Raw genomic sequence first — 23,901 nt, forward strand, 5'->3', positions numbered from 1 at the left:
AGTTTCAGCCAGCATGGTGAATAAATTAAAGGCAGGCCGCACGGACCGTAGGCCGGATAAGGCATTTATGTCGCCATCCGGCATAAATGCGGACACAGGTTATTGCCTCAGAACCATGCCTCAAACATGCCGCCGATGTTTAACGAATCCAGCCGCTCGTCGCTGGTGTCGTTGACCTTCGCGGTGTGCTCGTTATCCACCTGGCCGCCGGTAACATAGAAGCGCAGCATCGGGCGGAACTCGGGCCCCATGCCGATGGCGATGTTCTGCGACAGCGTCAGCTTCCAGCCGTGGTTATCCCCGCCCTGGTCGTAGTCAACGCGCTGGTAGCCCGCTTCCAGCCACGTCGAGTGAACGTCGTTCCAGAAGTACATTGGCCGGACGATCGCGCCGTAGTTTTTACGGTTATCGGTATTGTCCTTGCCGTTGTCGTAATCGTGGAAGGCCAACAGATACTCGATCTGCGCCTGCTGAGTGAATTTATGGCTGCCCTCGAAGCTGGCATAGACCGTGGTCAGGTCGTCGGTCTTGTTATAGACGCTGTTATCCGAGTTGTCGGAGTAACGCAGAATAACTTTGTTCACCCCGCTGTCGTTGCTATGGCTCAGCACCAGCCCGCCCTGCCAGGCATCGAGGCGCGCGTCGCTGTCCACCGCTTTTGAGTCAAATCCGTAGTTGGCATATACCTCGACGTCGATCGGCCCGGCCTTGATGTTGTGGGTTTTGGTGGTCAACGCGTAGTGGCCGTTGTCACCGGTATCAGAGCTGCCGGTACAGGTGATGCGCGACGGGTTGGTCTCGTCGGCCATCACTTCCGGGCTACAGGATTTCACCTGCGACACCGTCGCCACGTCGAACTGCACGCCGCCGATATCGAAATTCTTCACCCCGGCGCCCTGGCCGTCGTGGTTCATCCAGAAGTAGTCGTTGATCCCCTGTTGCGGCCGCTGGTGGAAGTCGCGGCCGGCCCAGATATAGGCGTTGGGGTTAGATTCGAGGACGTTGGTGACGCCGACGTAGGCTTTTTTCAGGTTAACCTCGTCGCTCCAGTGGTCAAACATGACGTTGAGATCCCAGATAGCCCCCTGCGCGCTTTTGAACGCTTTGCTGATCTGGAATTCGCCGCCGTTGCTTTCGTTGCCGAGACGGCCGATCGCCGAGGCGCCGTTATAGGAGCCGTCGACGCCGACATATTTCTGGTCGCCGGTCTGGAAGTGGGCGCCATAGCGGGCGTAACCGCTAAATTTCAGGCCGAAAGGGATCGCCAGATCCGGCGAAGCCGCGGTGGTTTGCGGGTTGGTCATCACGTCGACTTTTTTATTGGCCGCGGCGTCGATTTTGGCCTGGCGGTCGGCCAGCGCTTTATCGACGGCTTTCGCGACGATGGCGTCGATCTGCTCCTGGGTAAACTCCTGCGCCAGTACGGAAATTGGGCACAGCGCGGCGATAACCGCCATGGCTAATGGCAGCTTTTTAACTGTATTCATGGTTATCTCACTTTAATAATTAATATATGCAGACAATAACCGCCCCATTCTGGTTAAAATAAAAATAACCAAAATAAGCTGATTTGTTTTTTTCAGGGTACAGCTACGCCGGAGAATAAATATCTTATTCTCAGTGGCGAAATTTAACGACTAATACAGATGGATTAATTTATTAGAAAATAGATCATAATATTTCCTGAGGTTATTGAGTTTATTATCAGGTCAGTGGGTGAAAGTCCCTTTTCCGCATAAATTCATATTTTCAGGTAAGACAATAATTACTGGCTAACGGCTCCGGCGACAGCTGCAACGCTTTTCGCCTTTTCCACTTCATTCTTTATTAATGAACGCTCATAGGCACGCAGGAATGGCAGATAAATCACCGCCGACATCACCATGCAGATAACGCACATCACCACCGGGCTTAAGGTCCAGTTGGCCGCCCACGAGGCGCCAATCGGCGCGGGCGTCGTCCACGGCGTCAGCGACACCACCTGGCTCAGCCAGCCAAGACGGGTTGCGCCGTAAGCCAGCACCGCGTTAACCATCGGCACGCAGACGAAGGGGATAAACATCATTGGGTTCATGATGATCGGCGCGCCGAACAGAATCGGTTCGTTGATATTAAAGAAGCTCGGCACGATGCCCATTTTGCCGATAGTCCGCAGATGCGTGACCCGGCTACGCAGCAGCAGGAAGGCCAGCGGCAGGGTCGAACCGACGCCGCCAATCAGCAAATAGTGATCCCAGAAGCCCTGCAGGTAAACGTGCGGCAGCGCCGCGCCGGCCGCCAGCGCCGCCTGGTTTGCCGACAGATTGGCCATCCAGAACGGGTTCATAATGCCGGTGACGATAAGCGAGCCGTGAATACCGGCGAACCAGAAAATCTGGCACATCAGCACCGACAGCAGAATCGCCGGCAGCGAATCGGAGGCGGAGACCAGCGGTTCCAGCAGATGCATAATCGCCTGCGGCAGGATCATGCCGGTTTGCGCTTCAATGAACAGGTTGAGCGGATGCAGAGTACCGATGACCACCAGTACCGGAATGAGGATCTCAAATGAACGGGCGACGCCGGTCGGCACCTCTTTCGGCAGGCGAATGGTCACGTTGTTTTGCTTAAGCCAGGCGTAAACGCGGGTGGAGTAGATGGCGGTGATCAGCGCGGTGAAAATGCCCTGGCCGGATAAATACTGAGTAGAAATTTTGCCATCGGCATAGGGCGCGGCGACCAGCAGGAAGGCCATAAACGCCAGCAGGCCTGACATGACCGGATCGAGCTGGAACTGGCGTCCGAGGCTGGCGCCGATGCCGACCGAGATAAAGAAGGTCATGACGCCCATGCTGAGATTAAACGGCAACATCAGCTGTTCACGGTACTGCTGGGAAAAATCCAGCCAGCCGCGGGCAAAGCCGTTCGTGGTCTCCGGCGAGAAAGGCGGAAAGATAAATACCAGCATGAAAGAGCCGATGATCATGAACGGCAATGCGGCGGTAAAGCCATCGCGGATGGCGATAACATATTTCTGTTGCCCAAGGCGTCCTGCCAGCGGAGTAATAGACTGCTCGATCACGGCAATCATCGACTGATACAGAGAACTCATTTGAACACCTCTTAGTGCGCCGCGGCGATCAGCGACAGGGCATGATTCAGAACGTTATCTCCCCGCTGCATTCCGTAATCCATCGTATCGATAGGCTGGACGGGAATATTCAGGGGAGCGGCTTTCTCGCTAAGCATTTTCAGCATGTATTTGACCTGCGGGCCAAGCAGCACCACCTGGTATTGCGGAAACTGCATATCAAATTCGGCAACGCCATAGGCGTCAATCTGCACCGGCAGGTCGCGTTCCTTTGCGGCATCCACCATTTTCCTCACCAGCAGGCTGGTGGACATTCCGGCGGAGCAGCACAGCATAATCTTGTACATCGACGGCTTTCCTCATATGTAAAAAGTTATTGCGAGGATGATTTGATATCAGACGGAAACCGGTTTCCATTTATAAAAAACAGAACTGTGAGCGCGGTCAATAACTCATCGTTAGTGGCCTTACTAATTAGATTTTGCTCACAAAATAATGTCTATTTGGCGTGGTTTTTTGCCAAAATGGAAAATCGGTTTCCAAATAAAAAAGGAAACGGCTATACTGCCGCTGGTTATAATTGAAGCGATTCAGGACACAGCGTTACAGGGGCCTAACCGCGCCTGCCAGGGGAAAAAAGATGTCGACAATCAATGACGTATCACGGTTAGCCGGGGTATCGAAAGCCACGGTTTCGCGCGTGCTGAGCGGTTCGCGCGGGGTAAAAGAGGCCAGCCGCCAGGCGGTGCTCCAGGCGGCGGAAACGCTTAACTACCGGCCTAATATGATTGCCCAATCCTTACTGAGCCAGTCGACGGGCTGTATCGGCGTGATTTGCGCGCAGGACAACATCAATCAGACCACCAGCTATCTCTACGCCCTGGAAAAACAGCTCAGCCAGCATCAGAAACATCTACTGCTGCGCTTCGCCAATAACCGCGGCGACGTATTAAGTGCGCTGGATGAACTTACCTGTGGCCTGTGCGATGACGTGCTGATCATCGGCGCGCGCTTTCCGCTGCAGATCGAGCGCCCCGATGTGGTGCTGATTGATTGTCTGGAAAGCGATGGCGAGAACAGTATTCAGTTCGATCACGCCTTCGCCGCGGAAACCGCCTGTCATTATCTGATTAATCAGGGGCGGCGGCAGATTGCGCTGATCCATCCGCAGGGGAGCGGCTTTGCCGACCAGGTGCTGCTGGGCTATAAGCATGCGCTGGAGAAGAACTTCCTGCCGTTTAATCGCAACCTGGTCTTCCTGGACTGCGCCTCGTCGTCGGTGGCGGTGCAGGAGCTGATGAATAACGCCACTACCCTGAACTTTAATGCGCTGTTGGTGAGCGATGAACTGCAGGCGCAGCGGGTAGTGCCGCAGCTGCAGGCGTTTAACCGCGCGGTGCCGGAAAAGGTGATGGTCTTCAGTCTCGCGGGTTCGCTGCAGATGCCGGGTATTCCAACCATCCCGGCGATTGAGTATTCGATGGATGCGATGGCTTCGCGGATCGTCAACTGGCTGATCGGCAAAAGCCCGCAGCCCGGCGGCAGCCTGCTGCGCGGCGACTTAATTATTCCCTAATATCGGGCCAGGTTACGGGTCGCGCATTTAGCGCGTGAGTTTGATTAACTGGCGCCACGCGCGGTTATGCAGCGTGAACAACAGCATCTTATAAAAGGCGGTGGAATGGATACAGACGCCGCTGAGCAGCAACATAATGGCGCCCACCAGTGCCGCTGTTAGATTAACTCCCGGGTAAGAGGCGTCACTCAGTGCGTAAAGCAGGTAGACCACCGTTAATACCAGACTCATCACCGCTAACATAATATGCACTCGCACGGCGCGCATGCTGCCTTTGCCGATCATAAACATCGTGATGCCGTTGATACCAGCGATCAGCAACGAAATCAGCACTACCCACGCAAACACGCTTTCGGCAGGCTGATGGAGTACGCTCAGGATGCAGTAGCCTAACCACAACTGCGGAATAGCAAGACTGATAGTTATTCCGAGCGTGCTAAATGCTGCCGGGATCCCCATGGTATGGATTCCTACAGGCGCCCCCATTTCTGCGGCAAGCTGTGCCTTCAACTGTTGCAACTGCATAGTGCTGGCTTTGCTCATGCTGAGCGCCACGTCGTGACAGTGCTGCAGGCGGAGGGGTAGTACTTTAAACATATGAATATCCGCCTGCATCACTGCGGGTTATTTACCCGGGCAGCGAATTTTATCAATGGCGGCCAGATAGCCTTTTTGATTATTGCGCTCTTTCGCCAGCGTCGCTTCGCGAACGTAACTCTGGTTGTCTTTCGAGGCGAGGATTTTATTGGCGAAATCGTTATCGCTGAGGGTGCTCGCCGGGGCGCATTTTTCCTTCACCGCTTTCAACACCTGCTGTTTTTGCTGCTCAAACTGCAGGCTTTGCAGCGGCGATTCGGCCCACGCCGCGCTGGCGCTAAGGGCAGTAACCAGACACAACATCCAACACGCTTTCATGGCGCTTCTCCTTCACTTTTCGCTTCAGTCAACTATATGCGCAGCAGGTGAATTGCGCAAATGTTAGGCATTTTTTGTTGTTTAAAATCAGACAATTGCTATTACGCCGCGCGTACCCGCCGCCGGGAATCCACCGCGATAAGAATGACCGAAGAGAGAATCAACAGCGTCCCCAGCCAGTCCGGCAGAGTAAAGGTAATGCCCAACAGCAATAGAGAGAGCAGGGCGCTGCTCAGCGGCTCGGCGCAGCTGAGGATCCCCGCTTTCGCGCCGCCAATCTGCTGGGCGCCGTTGAGATATAGGCTGAAGGTCAGCGAGGTGCCGATCACCACGAGATAGAAAAACGCCAGCAGCAGACGGCCGTTCACCACAAAATTCGCGCTCTGGCTGCCATAAAACGGCAACAGCATCGCCCCGCCAATCAGCATGCTCCAGCCGACGATCGGCAGTGTGCCGTAGCGGGCGATAAGCGTTGAGGGATAGGTGGTATAAAACGCCGCCGCGAAGGCAGAAGCGATCCCCCAGAACAGCGCCGCCGGCGAGATGGAGAGCGAGGTCGGGTTGCCGTGGGTGACCAGCAGGAAGGTGCCGGCAAGCGAGGTGCCAATCGCCAGCAGCACAAAGGGACTGGGCCGCGCCTTACGCGCCAGCGCGAACCAGGCGACGATAATCGTCGGCGACAAAAACTGCAGCACCGTGGCGGTGGCGGCGTTCGACTTCTCGATAGTCATCAGGAAGGTGTACTGCACGGTTAACGCGCCGACCAGCGAGAAAAACAGCAGGCTAAGGGCATCTTTGCGGTTTTGCATGACGCGGAAAATCTTGTCGCCGTGAACGAAAGCGAGCATCAGCAAAATCAGCCCGGCGAACAGCAGGCGGATCATGGTCAGATAGGGCGATGACATCTGACTTTGCTGCATAATGTACTGCGCGCAGACCCCGGAACTGCCCCACAGGACGGCGGCGATCAATACGTTCAACATCCCTCTTTTGCTGGAACCCATTTTTCCCTCGCGTGAAATAGCGCAAAGCAGGAATCATAGCACGGCGATGACGCGGCGCGCGCTTTACTGCCGACGCCACTCGCCCGGCGTCATGCCGTAGTGTTTTTTAAAGGTTTTCGCAAATGAAGCCTGTGATTGAAAACCGCAGCGTTCGGCAATCACTTCCAGCCGCGCCTGGCGATCGAGATGCAGCAGGCGAGCGGCCATCGCCATCCGTAGCTGCGACAGCCACGCCTGCGGCGTCAGATGATAGACGCGGGCAAAATGGCGGGCGAAGGTGGCGCGCGATAAAAACGCCCGCGCCGCCATGCTCTCGATAGTCCACGGCTGTTCCGGCGCGGCCAGCACCGCGAGAACGGCCGGCATCAGCCGCGTATCGCTCATCAGGCGCAACAGGCCGCCCGGCGGCTCCTGCGCGCCGAGCAGGGTACGTAACAGCAGCACCAGCAGCGTATCGCCAAGGCTGCGCACGATAGCGCTGCCGCCGGGATGTTCCGCCAGGCTTTCGCGTACCAGTACGTTAAGCAATATATCCAGCTCCGGGCAATCTTCGCGCTCATCGGTATGTAAATGGATAAGCGCCGACTCTTCGGCGAACAGCCAGTCGACGTGCGGGCCGAAGTAAAACTCGCCGCACAGCATCTCCAGCGCGTCGCTTTCCACGGCGGTACGCACTTCCGTTAGCGTGCCGTTAAAGCGATGGGCGACGGGCAGTACCTGGCCCCACTCCACCAGGCTCTCCATCAGATGCGGCGAACCGTGCGGCAGCAGGATCACGTCGCCGGCGCGCATGTGGCGGGTTTGATGACCGACGGTTAACCGCCCTTCGCCGCGCAACACAAAGTGCCACGGCACCACGCCCGCTCGCATTTGATCGTGTCCGGCCTGCCAGCGGCCGCCGAAACGGCAATGCAGATTCACTTCGCAACGCGGGGCCAGCAGCGTCAACAGATGGCTCAAACTATCCATGCGACTCCTGAGACGATAAGACAAAAAAATGAGACGAAGAACGCCAGTCTAGCACGTCGCCGACCACTAAGATGTCTCCATTGCCACAACATACCCTCAAATAACAGGAGTACACCATGAGCCGTTTAGCCGATATCCGTGAACAAGATGCTACCGGGAAAGCCGCCGATATTTTCGCCGGAATTAAAAAAGCGATGGGTAAAGTGCCGAATGCCTATCTGACCATCGGCGGCCACTCGCCGGCGGCGCTGCAGCAGGCGCTGGCGCACAACGCGATGCTGCATAAAAGCAGCCTCAGCGCGCAGGAGCTGGAAGCGATTAATTTATCGGTCAGCGAAGCGACCGGCTGTGATTACTGCCTGGCCGCCCATACCCTGATGGCCAAAAAAGCGGGCTTCAGCGGCGAGCAAATCCACGCCCTGCGCCGCGGCGAGTATACGGAAGATGCGCACCTGGACGCGCTGGTGAAATTCGCCCAAACCCTGGTGACCACCACCGGTACGCTGCCGGAAGCGGATGTCGCCGCGCTGCGTCACGCCGGTTTTAGCGACCAGCAGGTGATTGAGATCATCAGCGCCGTCAGCGCCATCCTGTTCACCAACATGGTGAACCGGGTTAACGACACGGTAGTGGACTTCCCGAAAGCCGATTAACCCGTCGTCGCGCGCCTGTTTACAGTCCCAGTTCGCTTAGCCCCGGATGATCGTCAGGGCGGCGACCCTGAGGCCAGTGGAACAGGCGCTCGCTTTCCGCGATCGGCAAATCGTTGATGCAGGCGTAGCGCGTGGACATTAGGCCGTGCTCATCAAACTGCCAGTTTTCATTGCCGTACGAACGAAACCAGTTGCCGCTGTCGTCGCACCACTCATAGGCGAAGCGTACGGCGATGCGATTATCCTGCCATGCCCATAGCTCCTTAATCAGCCGGTATTGCAGCTCTTTACGCCATTTTCGCTGCAGAAACTCCACGATTTGCCCCCGTCCGTGGACAAATTCGCTGCGGTTGCGCCATTCGCTATCCACGGTGTATGCCAGCGCGACTTTTTGCGCATCGCGGCTGTTCCAGCCATCTTCGGCGGCGCGCACCTTCTGCGCGGCGCTGTCGCGGGTAAACGGCGGTAACGGGGGACGTTGTTCGCTCATCAGGACTCTCCTTTTGGGGATAATTGTTGCTGCAGGCGCTGATTCTCCTGCTCCAGTTCATGAATACGCTCTTGCAGGCTCTGGCTGTATTCCGCGACCTGCTGTGCGCTGTAGCGCGGCGTAATGTGCTGCGGGCAGTTCCAGTCAAAAGCCTGCAGATGAAAACGAAACAGGCGTTCGATGCGGGCGCGGTAGTTTGCCGGCGTCACTAACGCCAGCAGCTCAGGCTGCTCTTCCGCCGCCAGCACCTCGACGGTGGCGTAGATTTTCAGCCTGGCACGGCGCGGGTAATCCATCAAAAACAGGCAGGCCCGGTCGCTGCCGCGCAGGTTGCCGGTGGTGATGTACTGGCGATTACCGCCGAAATCGGCCATGGCCAGCGTGGTGTCATCCAGCAGGCGCAGAAAACCCGGCGGGCCGCCGCGATGCTGAATGTAGGGCCAGCCGCTTTGCGACACCGTCGCCAGATAAAAACTGTCGCGGGTGGCGATCATCCCCTCTTCGCTGGCGCCGAAGCGATCCGCCTGACGGCGGCTGTGCGGCGTTTGCCACAGCTGGTCGCTGCCCATTTCATGTTGCACATCCATGACATCCGGGGTGATCGCGATATCGAGAAAGGTTGCTGCCATAACGCCTCCTGAAGGTAGGGGGCTATCATGGACTGTGCTGTGAAAAATGATAATACTGCTTATCTGGTAATCATCTTTCCGGATAACGGGAGAATAATGGACCGATTAAGCGCTATGGCGCTGCTGGTGAAAGTCACTGAACTGGGCAGTATGTCGGCGGCGGCGCGGGCGCTGAATACGCCGTTGACGACCGTGAGCCGTAATATCGGCGAGCTGGAGAGCGCGCTGGGAGTCCGTTTATTGACGCGCACTACCCGTAAACTCACCCTCACCGATGCCGGCGTCGATTATGTCGCCGCCGCGCGGCGGATCCTCGAAGAGGTGGAAAACGCCGAACGCCGGGCAACGGGTGAATACCAGGAGCCGAAGGGCGAGCTGGTGATCTCCGCGCCGACCATGTTTGGTCGACAGCACGTTCTGCCAGTTATTAGTGAATTTATCGCCCGTTATCCGCAGATTCGCGTACGTTTGTTACTCAGCGACAGTAATGCCGATCTGGTCGGTGACCATATCGATCTGGCGGTACGGATTGGCGAACTGGCTGATAGCAGCATGGTGGCGACCCGGCTGGGTGCGATGCGCATTGTCGCCTGCGCCCATCCCGCGCTGTTGGCGAAATACGGCGAACCGCAGCGTCCGCGCGATCTGGCGGCGATGCCGATCATCCGTATTGAATCGCCGATGCCCTATCGCGGCTGGCGCTTTCGCGCCGTTGAGCGCGAGGACCAGCTCATTCATCTGCCGCCGGTGTTAGCCGTCACCACGCCGGAGAGCGCCGCCGATGCCGCCCGGCTGGGCGTTGGGGTGGCCCGCTTGCTGCACTATCAGGCGCTGGATGGCCTGCGCTGCGGGGAACTGCGTCTGCTGCTGGAAAGCGTCGAGCCGGAGCCCGCGCCGGTTCATTTGTTATATACCGCGCGGGAGCTGGCGCCGCTTAAGCTGCGGAAATTTATCGATTTTGCCGCGCCGGCGCTGCGCCAGTCCTTGCTGCGTATTGCCGGGGCCGCTTAATGCGCCGCGGTTTTCAGCGGCGCCTCCTTCAATAGCCAGGAAAGAACAAACGCGACGGCCATAATGCAGGCCGCCATCAGGAACGCCGCATGGATCGCCGCGCCGAAGGCGTCGAGATAATCGAGGCGGATCGCCGTTGGCAGATGCTGTACCGCCACCGGGTTCATGGCTGGCGGCAGCGCCGCGCCCTCCGGCAACAGTTTCTGCAGGTTATTTTGCAGCACATGGGTAAAGACCGCGCCGAACAATGCCACGCCGATGGAGCCGCCAATTGAGCGGAACAGGGTCACACCGGAGGTGGCGACGCCGTACATCTGCGCCGGCATTGCGTTCTGTACCGCCAGCACCAGTACCTGCATCACCAGCCCCAGGCCCGCGCCGAGCACGCCGGTAAACAGATAGAGCTGCCACATTGGCGAATGTATGGTGATGCGGGTCAGCAGCACCATGCCGGTCACGCCGAGCAGGGTACCGATAATCGGGAAAATCCGGTATTTCCCGGTGTGGCTAATCACCCGGCCGCTGATGATCGAGGTCAGCAACAGGCCGCCCATCAGCGGGATTAACTGTAACCCGGCCTCGGTTGGCGTCGCCTCTTTCACCACCTGCAGATAGAGCGGCAGGAAAGTGACCGAACCGAACAGCGACATGCCGATAACAAAGCCAATCAGACTACACAGCAGGAAGCTGCGGTTGCGGAATAGCGACAGCGGAATAATCGGCTCGGCGGCGATCCGTTCTTCATAGATAAAGCCGATGATCCCCACGATGCCGAAGGCCAGAATGCACCACAGCTGCGGGTCATTCCACGCATGGACGCTGCCGCCTTCCGAGGTAAACAGGATGATGCACAACAGCGCCATGCTGAGGTAAATCGCCCCCAGCCAGTCAATCTGATGCTGGCTGCGTTTGTTGCTGCTGTGGAATACCGCGCCGATAACCAGCAGCGCGAACAGACCCAGCGGCAGGTTGATATAGAAAATCCAGCGCCACGAGGCGTGCTGTACCAGGAAACCGCCGATCAGCGGGCCGATAACCGTCGCCAGGCCGAAGACGCCGCCGAACAGCCCCTGATAGCGTCCGCGGTTGGCAGGAGGGATAACGTCGGCGACCGCCGCCATGCTGATCACCATCAGGCCGCCGCCGCCGAGCCCCTGTAGCGCGCGCATCAGTACCAATTGCGTCATGTTCTGCGCCAGCCCGCAAAGCGCGGAACCGGCAAGAAACAACACGATCGCCACCTGCAGCACGATTTTACGCCCGAACAGATCGCCGAATTTACCGTACAGCGGCACTACGATGGTCGAGCTGAGGATATAGGCGGTGACCACCCACGAGAGTTTATCCAGCCCGCCGAGCTCGCCAACGATAGTAGGCAAGGCGGTGGAGACGATGGTCTGGTCCAGCGCCGACAGCAGCATCACCAGCAGCAGGGCGCTGAACAGCAGGCGGATTGACGGCGCCGGTTGGCTTGCGACTTCAGATGTCATTGCATCACTCGCTTGAAATTAATTAAATGCATAATTAATATTTAGGGAAATGATGAATCGGGTCAAGAGATCGCCAACATATGCCAGCACAAAAAGCTAATGAAGCGCCGCGCCGCCCCGGTCGGCCACGCGGTAAAAAGCCGGGAACCGCTAACCGCGAGCAGTTGATCGATATCGCCCTGGCGCTGTTTGCTCGTCACGGCGCGGCCCGTGTGTCGCTAAATGCCATTGCCAAAGAGGCCGGGGTGACGCCGGCGATGCTGAATTACTATTTTACGTCGCGTGAAGCGCTGATTGAGAATTTGCTGGAAGAGCGCTTTATGCCGCTGCGCAACGATATCAGCCGCATATTTGTCGACCATCCGCAGGATCCGGTGACGGCGTTGACGATGATGGTTGAGACGCTGGCGGACATGGCGGAGCAAAATGCCTGGTTCGCGCCGCTGTGGATGCAGGAGATCATCGGCGAGATGCCGATGCTGCGCCAGCACATGGATGCGCGCTTCGGCGAGGAGCGTTTTCAGGTGATGCTGGAGACGGTTCGCCGCTGGCAGCAGGAGGGGAAAATTAACCCGGCGCTGGCGCCGGAGCTGCTGTTTACCACGGTGATTAGCCTGGTGCTGGTGCCGTTCTCGCGCATCCATAGCGATCCGCGTTTACAGGCGGTAACCCGGCAGACCATTGTGAGCCACGCGCTGGCGTTAATGGGCCACGGGGTCGGCGGTTAAGGTGTTAATTCAGATGCCGACACTGCTTCTGCGTTATGACTCTCCTGGCGCAGGGATTTTCCCGGAGGCGGCGCGTTGCGCCTTGTCCGGGCTACCTAAGAACTGTAGGCCGGATAAGGCGTAGCCGCCATCCGGCGCAAAAGTCGCGCCTTATCCGCGGTTATCGTTACAGCGCTTTCGACAAGTAGTGCCGCTGCATACCCGCGTGCGGGAAATCGGGCAGCGACATCTGCAACTGATAGCCTAATTTCTGATAAAACGGCAGCGCCTGGAAGCTAAAGGTATCGACCAGCAAATGACTGCAGCCCAACGCCTGCGCCTGTCGTTCCGCTTCCTGCATAAGCTCGCGGCCCAGACCATTGCCGCGCGTCGCTTCGCTCACCCACAGGTATTCGATACACAGCCAGTTGCCTTTGCGTTTGGCGATAAGCCCGCCGCGCATCACCGCTTGCTCATCGCGGGAGTAAATGCCCAGATCGCTAAACTGATCTGCGTCGAGATACTGCTGATTATACTGCCGTAGGCCGGCAAACAATTCTTGTTGATCGTCGGGATTAATGCTTTTTGTAATTATTAGAGCCATTAAGTTTCTCCAGTTGCACAGGCTATCGTTATATTTTCCTCTACTGACTTTCACAAAATATTCTTATTTTCTCCATTATTTTTTGTCTTAATTTTGTCCTTCAAAGTAAGCGAAATAACCTTTCCATGACTTTCGAAAGGGCGGGCTGAGAATCCCCACAATAATAATAGTGTTAAGGAACATCTAAGCTTCATTGCGATATTTCCATTGAGACGAAAATGCCGCAGCGCCCCTCTTTTCCTCGCGATTTAATTCACGGGGGGACGTCTTACATCTTGAGAAAATAAAATGAAACACATCATAGCCCCCATCGCGACAGCATTATTTCTCCTGAGCGGATGCGATAATGCGCAGACAACTGCGCCGCAACAACCCACGCCGGAGGTGGGAATTGTTACGCTGCAAGCCCAGCCGGTGCCGGTGGTCAGCCAACTGACTGGCCGCACTACCGCCTCGCTCAGCGCCGAAGTGCGCCCGCAGGTCGGCGGCATCATTCAGAAGCGCCTGTTTACCGAAGGCGATATGGTGAAGGCCGGGCAGGCCCTTTACCAGATCGATCCCTCCAGTTATCGCGCCGCCTGGAACGAAGCGGCGGCCGCGTTGAAGCAGGCCCAGGCGCTGGTGGTCTCTGATTGCCAGAAAGCCCAACGCTACGCGTCGTTGGTCAGAGATAACGGCGTCTCTCGCCAGGATGCCGATGACGCTGCCTCCGCCTGCGCCCAGGACAAGGCCAGCGTGGAGTCGAAAAAAGCGGCGCTCGAGAGCGCGCGCATCAACCTGAACTGGACCACCGTCACCGCGCCGATTGCCGGGCGCATCGGCATCTCCTCGGTTACGCCGGGAGCGCTGGTCTCTGCCGACCAGGATACCGCGCTGGCGACGATCCGCGGCCTCGACACCATGTATGTCGATCTGACGCGATCCAGTGTCGATCTCCTGCGCTTACGCAGGCAGAGCCTGGCCAGCAATAGCGATACCCTCAGCGTGACGTTAACCCTTGAAGATGGCAGTACCTATCCCGAAAAAGGGCGCCTGGCGCTCACCGAAGTCGCCGTCGATGAATCCACTGGCTCGGTGACCCTGCGCGCCATCTTCCCCAACCCGCAGCACGTCCTGCTGCCGGGAATGTTTGTCCGCGCGCGTATCGATGAAGGCATCATGAACGACGCGATCCTCGCGCCGCAGCAGGGTATCACCCGCGATGCCAAAGGCGACGCCACGGCGCTGGTTGTCAATGCCGACAACAACGTTGAGCAGCGTACCGTGCAAACCGGCGATACCTACGGCGATAAATGGCTGGTGCTGAGCGGTCTGAAAGCGGGCGACAAGCTGATTGTCGAAGGCACCGGTAAAGTGTCCCCCGGACAAGCGGTGAAGGCCGTTGCCGTCAAAAATAACGGAGGCAATGCCTGATGTTCTCCCGTTTCTTCGTACGTCGCCCGGTCTTTGCCTGGGTGATCGCTATCCTTATCATGCTTGCCGGGGCGCTGGCGATCCGCACGCTGCCGGTGGGACAATATCCGGACGTCGCCCCGCCGGCGGTCAAAATATCCGCTACCTATACCGGAGCTTCCGCAGAAACCCTGGAAAACAGCGTCACCCAGGTTATCGAGCAGCAGCTCACCGGACTGGATAACTTACTTTATTTCACCTCCACCAGCAGTTCGGATGGTACGGTAAGTATTACCGTCACCTTTGAGCAGGGAACGGATCCGGATACTGCGCAGGTACAGGTACAAAACAAAGTGCAGCAGGCGGAATCGCGTCTGCCGAGTGAAGTACAGCAATCTGGCGTAACGGTAGAAAAATCGCAAAGCAGTTTCCTGTTAATCCTCGCGGTGTATGACAAAACCAACCGCGCCACCAGTTCTGATATCTCCGATTGGCTGGTCAGCAATATGCAGGACCCGCTGGCGCGCGTGGAGGGCGTCGGCAGCCTGCAGGTATTCGGCGCCGAATACGCGATGCGCGTCTGGATGGACCCGACCAAACTCGCCTCTTACTCGTTGATGCCTTCCGACGTACAGTCGGCTATTGAGGCGCAGAACGTGCAGGTTTCCGCGGGTAAAATCGGCGCGCTACCGTCGTCCAATGCCCAGCAATTGACCGCCACCGTGCGCGCGCAGTCGCGGCTGCAAACTCCTGACCAGTTCAAAGCGATCATTGTAAAGAGCCAGTCCGACGGTTCGGTGGTGCGCCTGAGCGATGTCGCGCGGGTGGAGATGGGCAGCGAGGATTACACCGCTACCGCTAATCTGAACGGCCACCCCGCAGCCGGGATTGCGGTGATGATGGCACCCGGCGCCAACGCGCTGGATACCGCAACGCTGGTGAAAAGCAAAATCGCTGAATTCCAGCGTCAAATGCCGCAGGGCTACGATATCGCCTACCCGAAAGACAGCACCGAGTTCATCAAAATCTCGGTCGAGGACGTCATTCAGACCCTGTTTGAAGCGATTATTCTCGTGGTCTGCGTAATGTATCTGTTCCTGCAGAATTTCCGCGCGACGCTCATTCCGGCGGTAGCGGTACCGGTCGTGTTACTTGGCACCTTTGGGGTGCTGGCGCTGTTCGGCTACTCCATTAATACCCTGACGCTGTTCGCCATGGTGCTGGCGATCGGCCTGCTGGTGGATGATGCCATTGTGGTGGTGGAAAACGTCGAACGTATTATGCGCGACGAAGGGCTGCCCGCTCGCGAAGCCACCGAAAAATCGATGGGCGAAATCTCCGGCGCGCTGGTGGCGATCGCCCTGGTGCTGTCGGCGGTATTCCTGCCAATGGCCTTTTTCGGCGGTTCGACCGGGGTAATCTATCGCCAGTTCTCGGTGACGATTATCTCGGCGATGATGCTGTCGGTGGTGGTAGCGCTAACCCTCACTCCGGCGCTGTGCGGCGCGCTGCTAAGCCACTCCAAACCTCATGACAAAGGATTCTTCGGCGCCTTTAATCGCCTGTGGGGGCGTACGGAAGAGGGCTACCAGCGTCGCGTACTCGGCGGCCTACGCCGCGGCGCGGTGATGATGGGCGCTTACGCCTTGATTTGCGGGGCGATGGCGTTGGCGATGTGGAAACTGCCGGGCAGCTTCCTGCCGGTGGAGGATCAGGGCGAAATCATGGTCCAGTACACCTTGCCTGCCGGGGCGACCGCGGTGCGTACCGCCGAGGTGCGCCGTCAGGTGACCAACTGGTTCCTCACCAAAGAGAAAGCCAATACCGAGGTTATCTTCACCGTCGACGGCTTCAGTTTCAGCGGCAGCGGTCAGAATGCCGGTATGGCCTTCGTCTCATTGAAAAACTGGTCGCAGCGCAAAGGCGACGAAAATACCGCGCAGGCCATTGCGCTGCGCGCCAACAAAGAGCTGGGCGCGATCCGCGACGCCACCCTGTTCGCTATGACGCCGCCATCGGTGGACGGCCTTGGGCAAAGTAATGGCTTCACTTTCGAGCTGATGGCCAGCGGGGGTACCGATCGCGATAGCCTGATGAAGCTGCGCAGCCAACTGCTGGCCGCAGCCAATCAGAGCGGCGAACTGCAGTCGGTTCGCGCCAACGATCTGCCACAAATGCCACAGCTGCAGGTGGATATCGATAACAACAAAGCCGTCTCGCTGGGGCTGTCGCTCAGCGACGTGACCGATACGCTCTCCAGCGCCTGGGGCGGCACGTACGTCAACGACTTTATCGATCGCGGCCGGGTGAAAAAGGTCTATATCCAGGGCGAGAGCGACGCGCGCGCCGTGCCGTCCGATCTTGGTAAATGGTTTGTCCGCGGCAGCGATAACAGCATGACGCCGTTCACCGCGTTCGCCACCACCCATTGGGAATACGGCCCGGAAAGCCTGGTACGCTACAACGGCTCGGCCGCCTTTGAGATCCAGGGGGAAAACGCCGCGGGCTTCAGCTCAGGGGCGGCAATGGACAAAATGGAAAAACTGGCCGATAGCCTGCCGGCGGGTTCCACCTGGGCATGGAGCGGTATTTCGCTGCAGGAAAAACTGGCCAGCGGCCAGGCGATGAGCCTGTACGCCATTTCGATTCTGGTGGTGTTCCTGTGCCTGGCGGCGCTGTATGAAAGCTGGTCAGTGCCGTTCTCGGTGATCATGGTCATCCCGTTAGGCCTGCTTGGCGCGGCGCTGGCGGCCACGCTGCGCGGCTTAAGTAATGACGTCTATTTCCAGGTGGCGCTGTTGACGACCATTGGCCTGTCGTCGAAGAACGCCATTCTTATCGTTGAGTTCGCTGAATCCGCGGTGGATGAGGGCTATTCGCTCTCGCGGGCGGCGATCCGCGCCGCGCAGACCCGTCTGCGCCCGATTGTCATGACCTCGCTGGCATTTATCGCCGGGGTACTGCCGCTGGCCATTGCTACCGGCGCCGGGGCCAACAGCCGCGTGGCGATTGGTACCGGGATTATCGGCGGCACCCTGACGGCGACGCTGCTAGCGGTGTTCTTCGTCCCGCTGTTCTTTGTGTTGGTGAAGCGTCTCTTTACCCGCCCACGTCCTTCTCAGGAGTAAGTTATGTTTCGTTTGAGTTTAATGTTTATCGCGCTCCTGACCGCGGGCTGTGTCTCTCTTGACCCGCACTACGAGCGCCCGGCCGCGCCGGTGCCGGCGACCCTTCCCGGCGCACACGGCGAATCAACGGCGGTGGTCGGCGACTGGCAAAAAGTGGTCAATGATGTGCGGTTAAAAAAAGTGGTCAGCATCGCGCTTAATAGCAACCGCGATGTGCAAAAAGCATTGGCCGATATTGAAGCCGCTCGCGCCCAGTATGGCGAAACGCGCGCATCGTTGTTTCCCACCGTCGATGCCGAGCTGAGCCATACCCGCAGCAAAACGATCGCCAGCGGCTTAAGTTCTACCTCGCAGGCTGACGGCGCGGTCTCGAGCTTCGAACTGGACTTGTTCGGCAAGAACCAGAGCCTGTCGCGTGCGGCGCGAGAAAGCTGGCTTGCCAGCGAATTCACCGCGCAAAATACCCGACTGACGATGATTGCCGATTTGACCACCGCCTGGGTGACGCTGGCGACGGATAATAGCAATCTGGCGCTGGCGCAGCAGACGATGGATAGCGCGGAGAACTCGCGCAAAATCGTCGCTCGCCAGATGGCGGTGGGCACCGCCTCCGCCGGTGATTTAAGTTCGGCGGAAAGCGTCTATCAGCAGGCGCGAGCCAGCGTCGCCAGCTACCGTACGCTGGTGGCGCAGGATAAAAACGCCATTAACCTGCTGGCGGGGGAAACCGCGCCGGAGAGCCTGCTGCCCGGTACGCTGGAGAGCCTGGGGGATAACAGCATCGCGCTGGTGCCGGCGGGGGTATCATCATCGGTACTGTTGCGCCGGCCGGATATTCAGGAGGCGGAACATAATCTCAAGAGCGCTAATGCCGATATCGGTGCGGCGCGAGCGAACTTTTTCCCCTCCATTTCGCTGACCGCCAGCGCCGGGGTCGGCAGCGATTCGCTATCGTCGCTGTTTAGCCATGGCATGCAGGTGTGGTCGTTCGCCCCGTCCATCAGCCTGCCGCTGTTCACCGGCGGCAGTAATCTGGCGCAGCTACGCTATGCGCAGGCTGAGAAAAAGGGGCTGATTGCCACCTACGAGAAATCCATTCAGAGCGCCTTTAAGGACGTTGCCGATGCGCTGGCGCGCCGGGAAACGCTGAGTGAACAGCTCGATGCCCAGCAGCAGTATGTTGCCGCCGAGCAGAAGTCGCTGGATATCGCGATGAAGAGTTACCAGGCTGGGGTCGGCGATTATCTGTCGGTGCTGACCGCCCAGCGGACGCTATGGTCGGCGAAGGCGACGCTGCTGTCGCTGCAGCAGACCGACCTCAATAACCGCATTACGCTCTGGCAATCGCTGGGCGGCGGCGCCAGTTAATGTTCCTCTTCGGACGCGTTATAGCACCTTAATCACTCCTGGCACATGCGTTAACTCCAGGTTGCGGTAATAAAATATTCCACCTTTATTACCGCAACATCTCTGGATATACCTACAATTCTCCTATTATCCCCAGCGTATTAATCGTGATACTCTTCACATGAATGGAATAAAAAATTCCTTATACTGCGCGCAACTGAGAATAACGAGGTTTTTATGAGTATCGACCTGAGCAAACTGCTGACCGAGCGACGCAACGCCAACAGCGCCAACATTGACACCCTCTCCACCGTCGACATGCTGACGGTGATAAACCATGAAGATCAGCTGGTGGCGCAGGCGATAACGCCTTACTTGCCGCAGATAGCGGAAGTCGTGGATAAAGTGGCGGCGGCGCTGCGGGCCGGCGGGCGGCTGATTTACATCGGCGCCGGTACGTCGGGGCGTTTGGGTATCCTGGACGCCAGCGAATGCCCGCCAACCTTTGGCACCCGTCCGGAGCAGGTGGTGGGGATTATCGCCGGCGGACATAAAGCGATTCTGAGCGCCGTGGAAAACGTGGAAGACAATAAAGCGCAAGGGGCGATGGATCTGCAGAACCTTAACTTCAGCAACCGTGATGTGCTGGTGGGGCTGGCGGCCAGCGGGCGTACGCCGTACGTCATTGGCGCGATGGAATACGCCCATAGCCAGAATGCGTTTGTCGCTATCGTCAGCTGTAACCCGCACGGTGAAATGGCGCAGCTGGCGGATGTCGCAATTACCCCGGTGGTCGGCCCGGAAGTGGTTACCGGATCGACCCGCCTGAAAGCCGGCACCGCACAGAAACTGGTGCTGAACATGATCTCCACCGGGGCGATGATCCGCATCGGTAAGGTCTACAGCAACCTGATGGTTGATGTGGAAGCGACCAACGCCAAGCTGATTGAGCGCCAGGTGTCTATCGTGATGGAAGCGACCGATTGCGATCGCGCCACCGCGCAGAATGCGCTGGATGCCTGCGGCCGCCACTGTAAGACGGCGATTGTGATGGTGTTGGCTGACTTAAGCGCCGCAGAAGCGCAGTCGCTGCTGGCGAAAAACAACGGTTATATCCGCAAGGCGCTAGGCAACACCTGAGCGCCGACAGACAGGTAACAGGCAATGGCAAAAATAACGAAAGAGATGATAGCGCGGATCCTGGCCCACGTCGGCGGGGCCGCAAACGTGGCGCAGGCGGGTAACTGCATGACGCGCCTGCGCTTGACCCTGCGCGATGAAAGCCTGGCCGATAGCGCCGCCATTCGCCAGATTGACGGCGTGATGGGGGTTATCGTCAGCGATGAACAGTTCCAGGTGGTATTAGGCCCCGGCAAGGCGCAGACCGCCGCGGAAATGATGAACGGCCTGATGGACGCGGCGCCGCAGGCAGCCGCCTCGCTGGCGGATATGGCGGCGGAAAAAAAGCAGGCGCTGAAGAGCAAACAGACCAGCGGGGTACAGAAATTTCTCGCGAAGTTCGCCACTATCTTTACGCCGTTGATCCCCGGATTCATCGCCGTCGGTCTGCTGCTGGGCTTTGCCACGTTGGCGGAACAAATCTTCGTGCTGGAGAACGCGCACCCTAACGCCAGCCTGGTGGCGCTGATTGGCTACATGAAGGTATTCAGCAAAGGGATGTTTACCTTCCTGAGTATCCTGATTGGCTATAACGCTCAGAAAGCCTTCGGCGGTTCGGGCGTGAACGGCGCGATTATCGCCTCGCTGTTCGTGCTGGGCTACAACCCGGAAGCAACCAGCGGATTCTACGCCGGAATTTCGACCTTCTTCGGCCACGGTATCGACCCGCGCGGCAATATTATCGGCGTGCTAATCGCCTCGATTCTTGGCGCGTGGGTGGAGCGTCAGGTGCGGCGGATAATGCCCGCTAACCTCGATATGATCCTCACCTCGGCGGTGACGCTGCTGATTATGGGCGCGGTGACCTTTACGGTGATTATGCCGATTGGCGGCTGGCTGTTTACCGGTATGTCGTGGCTGTTCCTGCATCTTAACGGCAATCCGTTTGGCTCGGCGGTGCTGGCCGGGCTGTTCCTGCTGGCGGTGATGTTCGGCGTGCATCAGGGGTTTGTGCCGGTCTATTTTGCGCTGGTGGATGCGCAGGGCTTTAACTCGCTGTTCCCGATCCTGGCGATGGCCGGGGCCGGGCAGGTGGGCGCGGCGCTGGCGCTGTTCTGGCGCGCGAAGCGCGATTCGCTGCTGCGAACCCAGATCAAAGGAGCGATCATTCCAGGCTTCCTCGGCATTGGCGAACCGCTGATTTACGGCGTAACCCTGCCGCGTATGAAACCGTTTATTACCGCCTGTATCGGCGGCGCCTGCGGCGGTTTCTTCGTGGGCCTGATTGCCTGGCTGGGGCTGCCGGTCGGCCTGAACACGGTGTTCGGCCCCTCGGGGCTGGTGGCGTTGCCGCTGATGACCTCCGGAAGCGGAATTTATGCCGGGATGGCGGTGTACGCCGGCGGTCTGGCGGTTTCGTATCTATGCGGTTTTGTGCTCACCTGGCTGTTCGCCAGCAAAAACGTCGACCTGAGTTAAGCGTATTTCCCCGGCTACGGTTGCCCCGGTAAGCGTAAGCGCTACCGGGGAAGAGTCCCGGATGTCGGCTAACGCCTCATCCGGGCTACGGTTGGGTATCCGGTCGGTAGCCCCGGTAAGCGTAAGCGCTACCGGGGAAGAGTCCCGGATATCGGCTAACGCCTCATCCGGGCCACGGTTGGGCATTCGGCCGGTAGCCCCGGTAAGCGTAAGCGCTACCGGGGAAGAGTCCCGGATGTCGGCTAACGCCTCATCCGGGCTACGGTTGGGCATTCGGCCGGTTGCCCCGGTAAGCGTAAGCGCTACCGGGGAAGAGTCCCGGACGTTGGCTAACGCCTCATCCGGGCCACGGTTGGGCATTCGGTCGGTAGCCCCGGTAGCGCAAGCGCTACCGGGGAAGAGTCCCGGATGTCGGCTAACGCCTCATCCGGGCTACGGTTGGGCATTCGGTCGGTAGCCCCGGTAAGCGTAAGCGCTACCGGCGAAGAGTCCCGGATGTCGGCTAACGCCTCATCCGGGCTACGGTTAGGCATTCGGCCGGTAGCCCCGGTAAGCGTAAGCGCTACCGGGGAAGAGTCCCGGATGTCGGCTAACGCCTCATCCGGGCTACGGTTGGGCATTCGGCCGGTAGCCCCGGTAAGCGCAAGCGCTACCGGGGAGCTGCTGGCCATCGCTTCATCCCGCGCTTAGACGATTTTCATCTTATTGATACCTTTTCGTATTTAAAAATCGAGCACAAAATCGTTATAGTTTTGCTCGAAAAATAATAATGATTTTCCATGGACTGACGGGGTACTAACGATGAAATGGCGTTTACGCACGGCGGCGGCAGTGATGCTGGCTGGCCTGCTGTTAGCGGGCTGTGACCAGAAGAATGACAATGCCAAACACATAAAAGTCGGCGTGATTAACGGCGCGGAACAGGATGTGGCGGAAGTGGCGAAGAAGGTGGCGAAAGAAAAATATGGCCTCGACGTCGAGCTGGTGGGCTTTAGCGGCTCGCTGCTGCCGAACGATGCCACCAACGCCGGGGAGCTGGATGCCAACGTCTTCCAGCATCGTCCCTATCTGGAACAAGACAACAAAGCGCACGGCTACCACCTGGTGGCCATCGGCAATACTTTCGTCTTTCCCATGGCCGGCTATTCGCGCAAGATTAAATCCGTTGCCGATATTAAAGATGGCGCGACCATCGCCATTCCCAACGACCCGACCAACCTCGGCCGCGCGCTATTGTTATTGCAAAAAGAGCAACTGATTACCCTCAAAGCGGGCACCGGCCTGCTGCCGACGGCGGTGGATATCACCAGCAACCCGCGCAACCTGAAAATTATGGAGCTGGAGGGCGCGCAGCTGCCGCGGGTGCTGGACGATCCGAAGGTCGATGTCGCCATTATCAGCACCACCTACCTGCAGCAAACCGGGTTATCGCCGGTGCGCGATGGCATCTTTATTGAAGACAAAAACTCGCCATACGTGAACATCATTGTGGCGCGTGAAGACAATAAAGACGCCGAAAACGTGAAAGAGTTTATGCAGTCGTACCAGTCGCCGGAAGTGGCGAAGGCGGCAGAAACCATCTTCAACGGCGGCGCGGTACCGGGCTGGTAATCATCTACGCTGCGCCATCAGGTGCAGTAGCGGCACCAGAGACAGCCCGTCCGGCATTTCGCCGCGGGCGATCAGCTGGTTTATCTCCTCGAAGGTAAACCAGCCGGTTTCCATCACTTCATCCTGATCTGCGTCCATGCCAACCCAGCTTAAATCGGTGGCGAGCCAGGTGATAAACAGCTGGTCGCTGCTGCCGTATGACGGGTTGTAGCGGATGATTTCCTCAGCGCGTTGCGCCTGCCAGCCGGTCTCTTCGCGCAGTTCGCGCAGCGCGGCGACGGCGGGCTCTTCACCTTCATCGATGCCGCCTGACGGGATAGCCCACACCACCTTATCGATCAGATAGCGGTAATGACGAATCAGCAGCACTTTGTCATCCTGGAGCGCCACAATTCCGACCGCCGGGCGCGGGTAGTGAATGGAATAAAAGTCGCGCCGCTCGCCGGGGGCGACATCAATACCTACCTTGCGCATGCTGAACCACGGCGTCTCGGCGATGACCTGCGGGTTGTGCATATCGGCGGCGGTTAGTTTCTTCTTCATCCTGCCATTCCTGTAGAAAGTTTAACCTTCAGAACAACATAGCCGGCTGTGATTGGCAACCGTCGCAGGTTGGCCCGATTCCATCGATCATTGCCCAAACGCCCATATTGCGCCAGGCTGGTACTCAGTACGATGTTCGTCAGATTACCCCACAGAGGAACGCT

The 23,901-nt window shown here is 58.2% G+C and carries 24 protein-coding genes; 10 read left to right on the forward strand and 14 right to left on the reverse strand.

Features of this window, described 5'->3' with window-relative positions:
* Positions 1–107 precede the first annotated feature (107 nt).
* The 3 genes from AC22LX_RS16790 to AC22LX_RS16800 all read right to left on the reverse strand — a co-directional run bounded on the left by AC22LX_RS16790 (position 108) and on the right by AC22LX_RS16800 (position 3,417).
* Positions 108–1,487 carry a carbohydrate porin gene (locus AC22LX_RS16790; protein ID WP_165430615.1) on the reverse strand — a complete coding sequence of 460 codons (1,380 nt, stop codon included), beginning with the start codon at positions 1,485–1,487 and terminating at the stop codon, positions 108–110.
* Between the two features lie 278 nt (positions 1,488–1,765).
* A complete protein-coding gene (locus tag AC22LX_RS16795) occupies positions 1,766–3,091 on the reverse strand; it encodes a PTS sugar transporter subunit IIC (protein WP_045390501.1) in 1,326 nt (441 codons plus the stop codon).
* Between the two features lie 11 nt (positions 3,092–3,102).
* The gene (locus AC22LX_RS16800; protein WP_213292919.1) at positions 3,103–3,417 is read right to left on the reverse strand and encodes a PTS sugar transporter subunit IIB; all 315 of its coding nucleotides are present in this window, start codon (positions 3,415–3,417) and stop codon (positions 3,103–3,105) included.
* A gap of 293 nt (positions 3,418–3,710) precedes the next feature.
* Here AC22LX_RS16800 and AC22LX_RS16805 point away from each other — a divergent pair, with 293 nt between their 5' ends.
* Positions 3,711–4,646 carry a LacI family DNA-binding transcriptional regulator gene (locus AC22LX_RS16805; RefSeq protein WP_032709465.1) on the forward strand — a complete coding sequence of 312 codons (936 nt, stop codon included), beginning with the start codon at positions 3,711–3,713 and terminating at the stop codon, positions 4,644–4,646.
* Positions 4,647–4,673: 27 nt separating this feature from the next.
* Here the strand turns inward: AC22LX_RS16805 and AC22LX_RS16810 are convergent, their stop codons facing one another.
* From AC22LX_RS16810 to AC22LX_RS16825, 4 genes are all read right to left on the reverse strand, one after another.
* The gene (locus tag AC22LX_RS16810) at positions 4,674–5,243 is read right to left on the reverse strand and encodes a hypothetical protein (RefSeq protein WP_213292920.1); all 570 of its coding nucleotides are present in this window, start codon (positions 5,241–5,243) and stop codon (positions 4,674–4,676) included.
* Between the two features lie 27 nt (positions 5,244–5,270).
* Positions 5,271–5,561, reverse strand: a complete 291-nt coding sequence (locus tag AC22LX_RS16815; protein WP_045390509.1) for a YicS family protein — start codon at positions 5,559–5,561, stop codon at positions 5,271–5,273.
* 101 nt (positions 5,562–5,662) lie between these two features.
* Positions 5,663–6,565 carry an EamA family transporter gene (locus AC22LX_RS16820; RefSeq protein WP_045375196.1) on the reverse strand — a complete coding sequence of 301 codons (903 nt, stop codon included), beginning with the start codon at positions 6,563–6,565 and terminating at the stop codon, positions 5,663–5,665.
* A 63-nt stretch (positions 6,566–6,628) separates the two neighbouring features.
* The gene (locus AC22LX_RS16825) at positions 6,629–7,534 is read right to left on the reverse strand and encodes an AraC family transcriptional regulator (protein ID WP_045390511.1); all 906 of its coding nucleotides are present in this window, start codon (positions 7,532–7,534) and stop codon (positions 6,629–6,631) included.
* Between the two features lie 116 nt (positions 7,535–7,650).
* Between AC22LX_RS16825 and AC22LX_RS16830 the strand changes: the two genes are divergently transcribed.
* A complete protein-coding gene (locus tag AC22LX_RS16830; RefSeq protein WP_045362948.1) occupies positions 7,651–8,187 on the forward strand; it encodes a carboxymuconolactone decarboxylase family protein in 537 nt (178 codons plus the stop codon).
* Between the two features lie 19 nt (positions 8,188–8,206).
* On the opposite strand, the gene AC22LX_RS16835 is transcribed toward AC22LX_RS16830, so the two are convergent.
* A complete protein-coding gene (locus tag AC22LX_RS16835; protein WP_045411404.1) occupies positions 8,207–8,677 on the reverse strand; it encodes a nuclear transport factor 2 family protein in 471 nt (156 codons plus the stop codon).
* A complete protein-coding gene (locus tag AC22LX_RS16840; RefSeq protein WP_045390516.1) occupies positions 8,677–9,306 on the reverse strand; it encodes a pyridoxamine 5'-phosphate oxidase family protein in 630 nt (209 codons plus the stop codon). Before AC22LX_RS16840 ends, AC22LX_RS16835 begins: the two co-directional genes overlap by 1 nt.
* A 39-nt stretch (positions 9,307–9,345) precedes the next feature.
* Here AC22LX_RS16840 and AC22LX_RS16845 point away from each other — a divergent pair, with 39 nt between their 5' ends.
* Positions 9,346–10,317 carry a LysR substrate-binding domain-containing protein gene (locus tag AC22LX_RS16845; protein ID WP_161801962.1) on the forward strand — a complete coding sequence of 324 codons (972 nt, stop codon included), beginning with the start codon at positions 9,346–9,348 and terminating at the stop codon, positions 10,315–10,317.
* Here AC22LX_RS16845 and AC22LX_RS16850 read toward each other — a convergent pair.
* Positions 10,314–11,807, reverse strand: a complete 1,494-nt coding sequence (locus tag AC22LX_RS16850; RefSeq protein WP_047078228.1) for an MDR family MFS transporter — start codon at positions 11,805–11,807, stop codon at positions 10,314–10,316. The two genes, AC22LX_RS16845 and AC22LX_RS16850, sit on opposite strands and share 4 nt — an antisense overlap.
* An 80-nt stretch (positions 11,808–11,887) precedes the next feature.
* Between AC22LX_RS16850 and AC22LX_RS16855 the strand changes: the two genes are divergently transcribed.
* Positions 11,888–12,535: a TetR/AcrR family transcriptional regulator gene (locus tag AC22LX_RS16855; protein ID WP_032709455.1), complete on the forward strand. Its 648-nt coding sequence runs from the start codon at positions 11,888–11,890 to the stop codon at positions 12,533–12,535.
* A gap of 166 nt (positions 12,536–12,701) precedes the next feature.
* Here the strand turns inward: AC22LX_RS16855 and AC22LX_RS16860 are convergent, their stop codons facing one another.
* Positions 12,702–13,118: a GNAT family N-acetyltransferase gene (locus tag AC22LX_RS16860; protein ID WP_487334107.1), complete on the reverse strand. Its 417-nt coding sequence runs from the start codon at positions 13,116–13,118 to the stop codon at positions 12,702–12,704.
* A gap of 288 nt (positions 13,119–13,406) precedes the next feature.
* Between AC22LX_RS16860 and eefA the strand changes: the two genes are divergently transcribed.
* The 5 genes from eefA (at position 13,407) to murP (ending at position 21,583) form a co-directional block, all read left to right on the forward strand.
* On the forward strand, positions 13,407–14,531 hold the full coding sequence (gene eefA, locus AC22LX_RS16865; protein ID WP_045390528.1) for a multidrug efflux RND transporter periplasmic adaptor subunit EefA: 1,125 nt from the start codon (positions 13,407–13,409) through the stop codon (positions 14,529–14,531).
* Entirely contained in the window at positions 14,531–17,638 is a 3,108-nt protein-coding gene (gene eefB, locus AC22LX_RS16870) for a multidrug efflux RND transporter permease subunit EefB (protein ID WP_047066676.1), read from the forward strand. Before eefA ends, eefB begins: the two co-directional genes overlap by 1 nt.
* Before the next feature lie 3 nt (positions 17,639–17,641).
* The gene (gene eefC, locus AC22LX_RS16875; RefSeq protein WP_487334108.1) at positions 17,642–19,006 is read left to right on the forward strand and encodes a multidrug efflux RND transporter outer membrane subunit EefC; all 1,365 of its coding nucleotides are present in this window, start codon (positions 17,642–17,644) and stop codon (positions 19,004–19,006) included.
* Positions 19,007–19,222: 216 nt separating this feature from the next.
* Positions 19,223–20,125, forward strand: a complete 903-nt coding sequence (gene murQ / locus AC22LX_RS16880) for an N-acetylmuramic acid 6-phosphate etherase (RefSeq protein WP_045390537.1) — start codon at positions 19,223–19,225, stop codon at positions 20,123–20,125.
* A 24-nt stretch (positions 20,126–20,149) separates the two neighbouring features.
* Complete coding sequence (gene murP, locus AC22LX_RS16885) at positions 20,150–21,583, forward strand: PTS N-acetylmuramic acid transporter subunit IIBC (RefSeq protein ID WP_487334109.1); 1,434 nt, start codon at positions 20,150–20,152, stop codon at positions 21,581–21,583.
* On the opposite strand, the gene AC22LX_RS16890 is transcribed toward murP, so the two are convergent.
* Both AC22LX_RS16890 and AC22LX_RS16895 read right to left on the reverse strand, forming a co-directional pair.
* Positions 21,527–21,943 carry a hypothetical protein gene (locus AC22LX_RS16890; protein WP_227509248.1) on the reverse strand — a complete coding sequence of 139 codons (417 nt, stop codon included), beginning with the start codon at positions 21,941–21,943 and terminating at the stop codon, positions 21,527–21,529. The genes murP and AC22LX_RS16890 overlap by 57 nt on opposite strands.
* Positions 21,913–22,254, reverse strand: coding sequence for a hypothetical protein (locus AC22LX_RS16895; RefSeq protein ID WP_487334110.1), 342 nt, complete (start codon positions 22,252–22,254; stop codon positions 21,913–21,915). The genes AC22LX_RS16890 and AC22LX_RS16895 overlap by 31 nt, the downstream gene beginning before the upstream one ends.
* A 130-nt stretch (positions 22,255–22,384) precedes the next feature.
* On the opposite strand from AC22LX_RS16895, the gene nlpA reads away from it, so the two are divergent.
* Entirely contained in the window at positions 22,385–23,194 is an 810-nt protein-coding gene (gene nlpA, locus AC22LX_RS16900) for a lipoprotein NlpA (protein ID WP_047047605.1), read from the forward strand.
* Here the strand turns inward: nlpA and AC22LX_RS16905 are convergent, their stop codons facing one another.
* The gene (locus AC22LX_RS16905; protein WP_045390543.1) at positions 23,195–23,737 is read right to left on the reverse strand and encodes an NUDIX domain-containing protein; all 543 of its coding nucleotides are present in this window, start codon (positions 23,735–23,737) and stop codon (positions 23,195–23,197) included.
* Positions 23,738–23,901: the final 164 nt, after the last annotated feature.

Source organism: Klebsiella sp. PK01, from assembly GCF_057624675.1.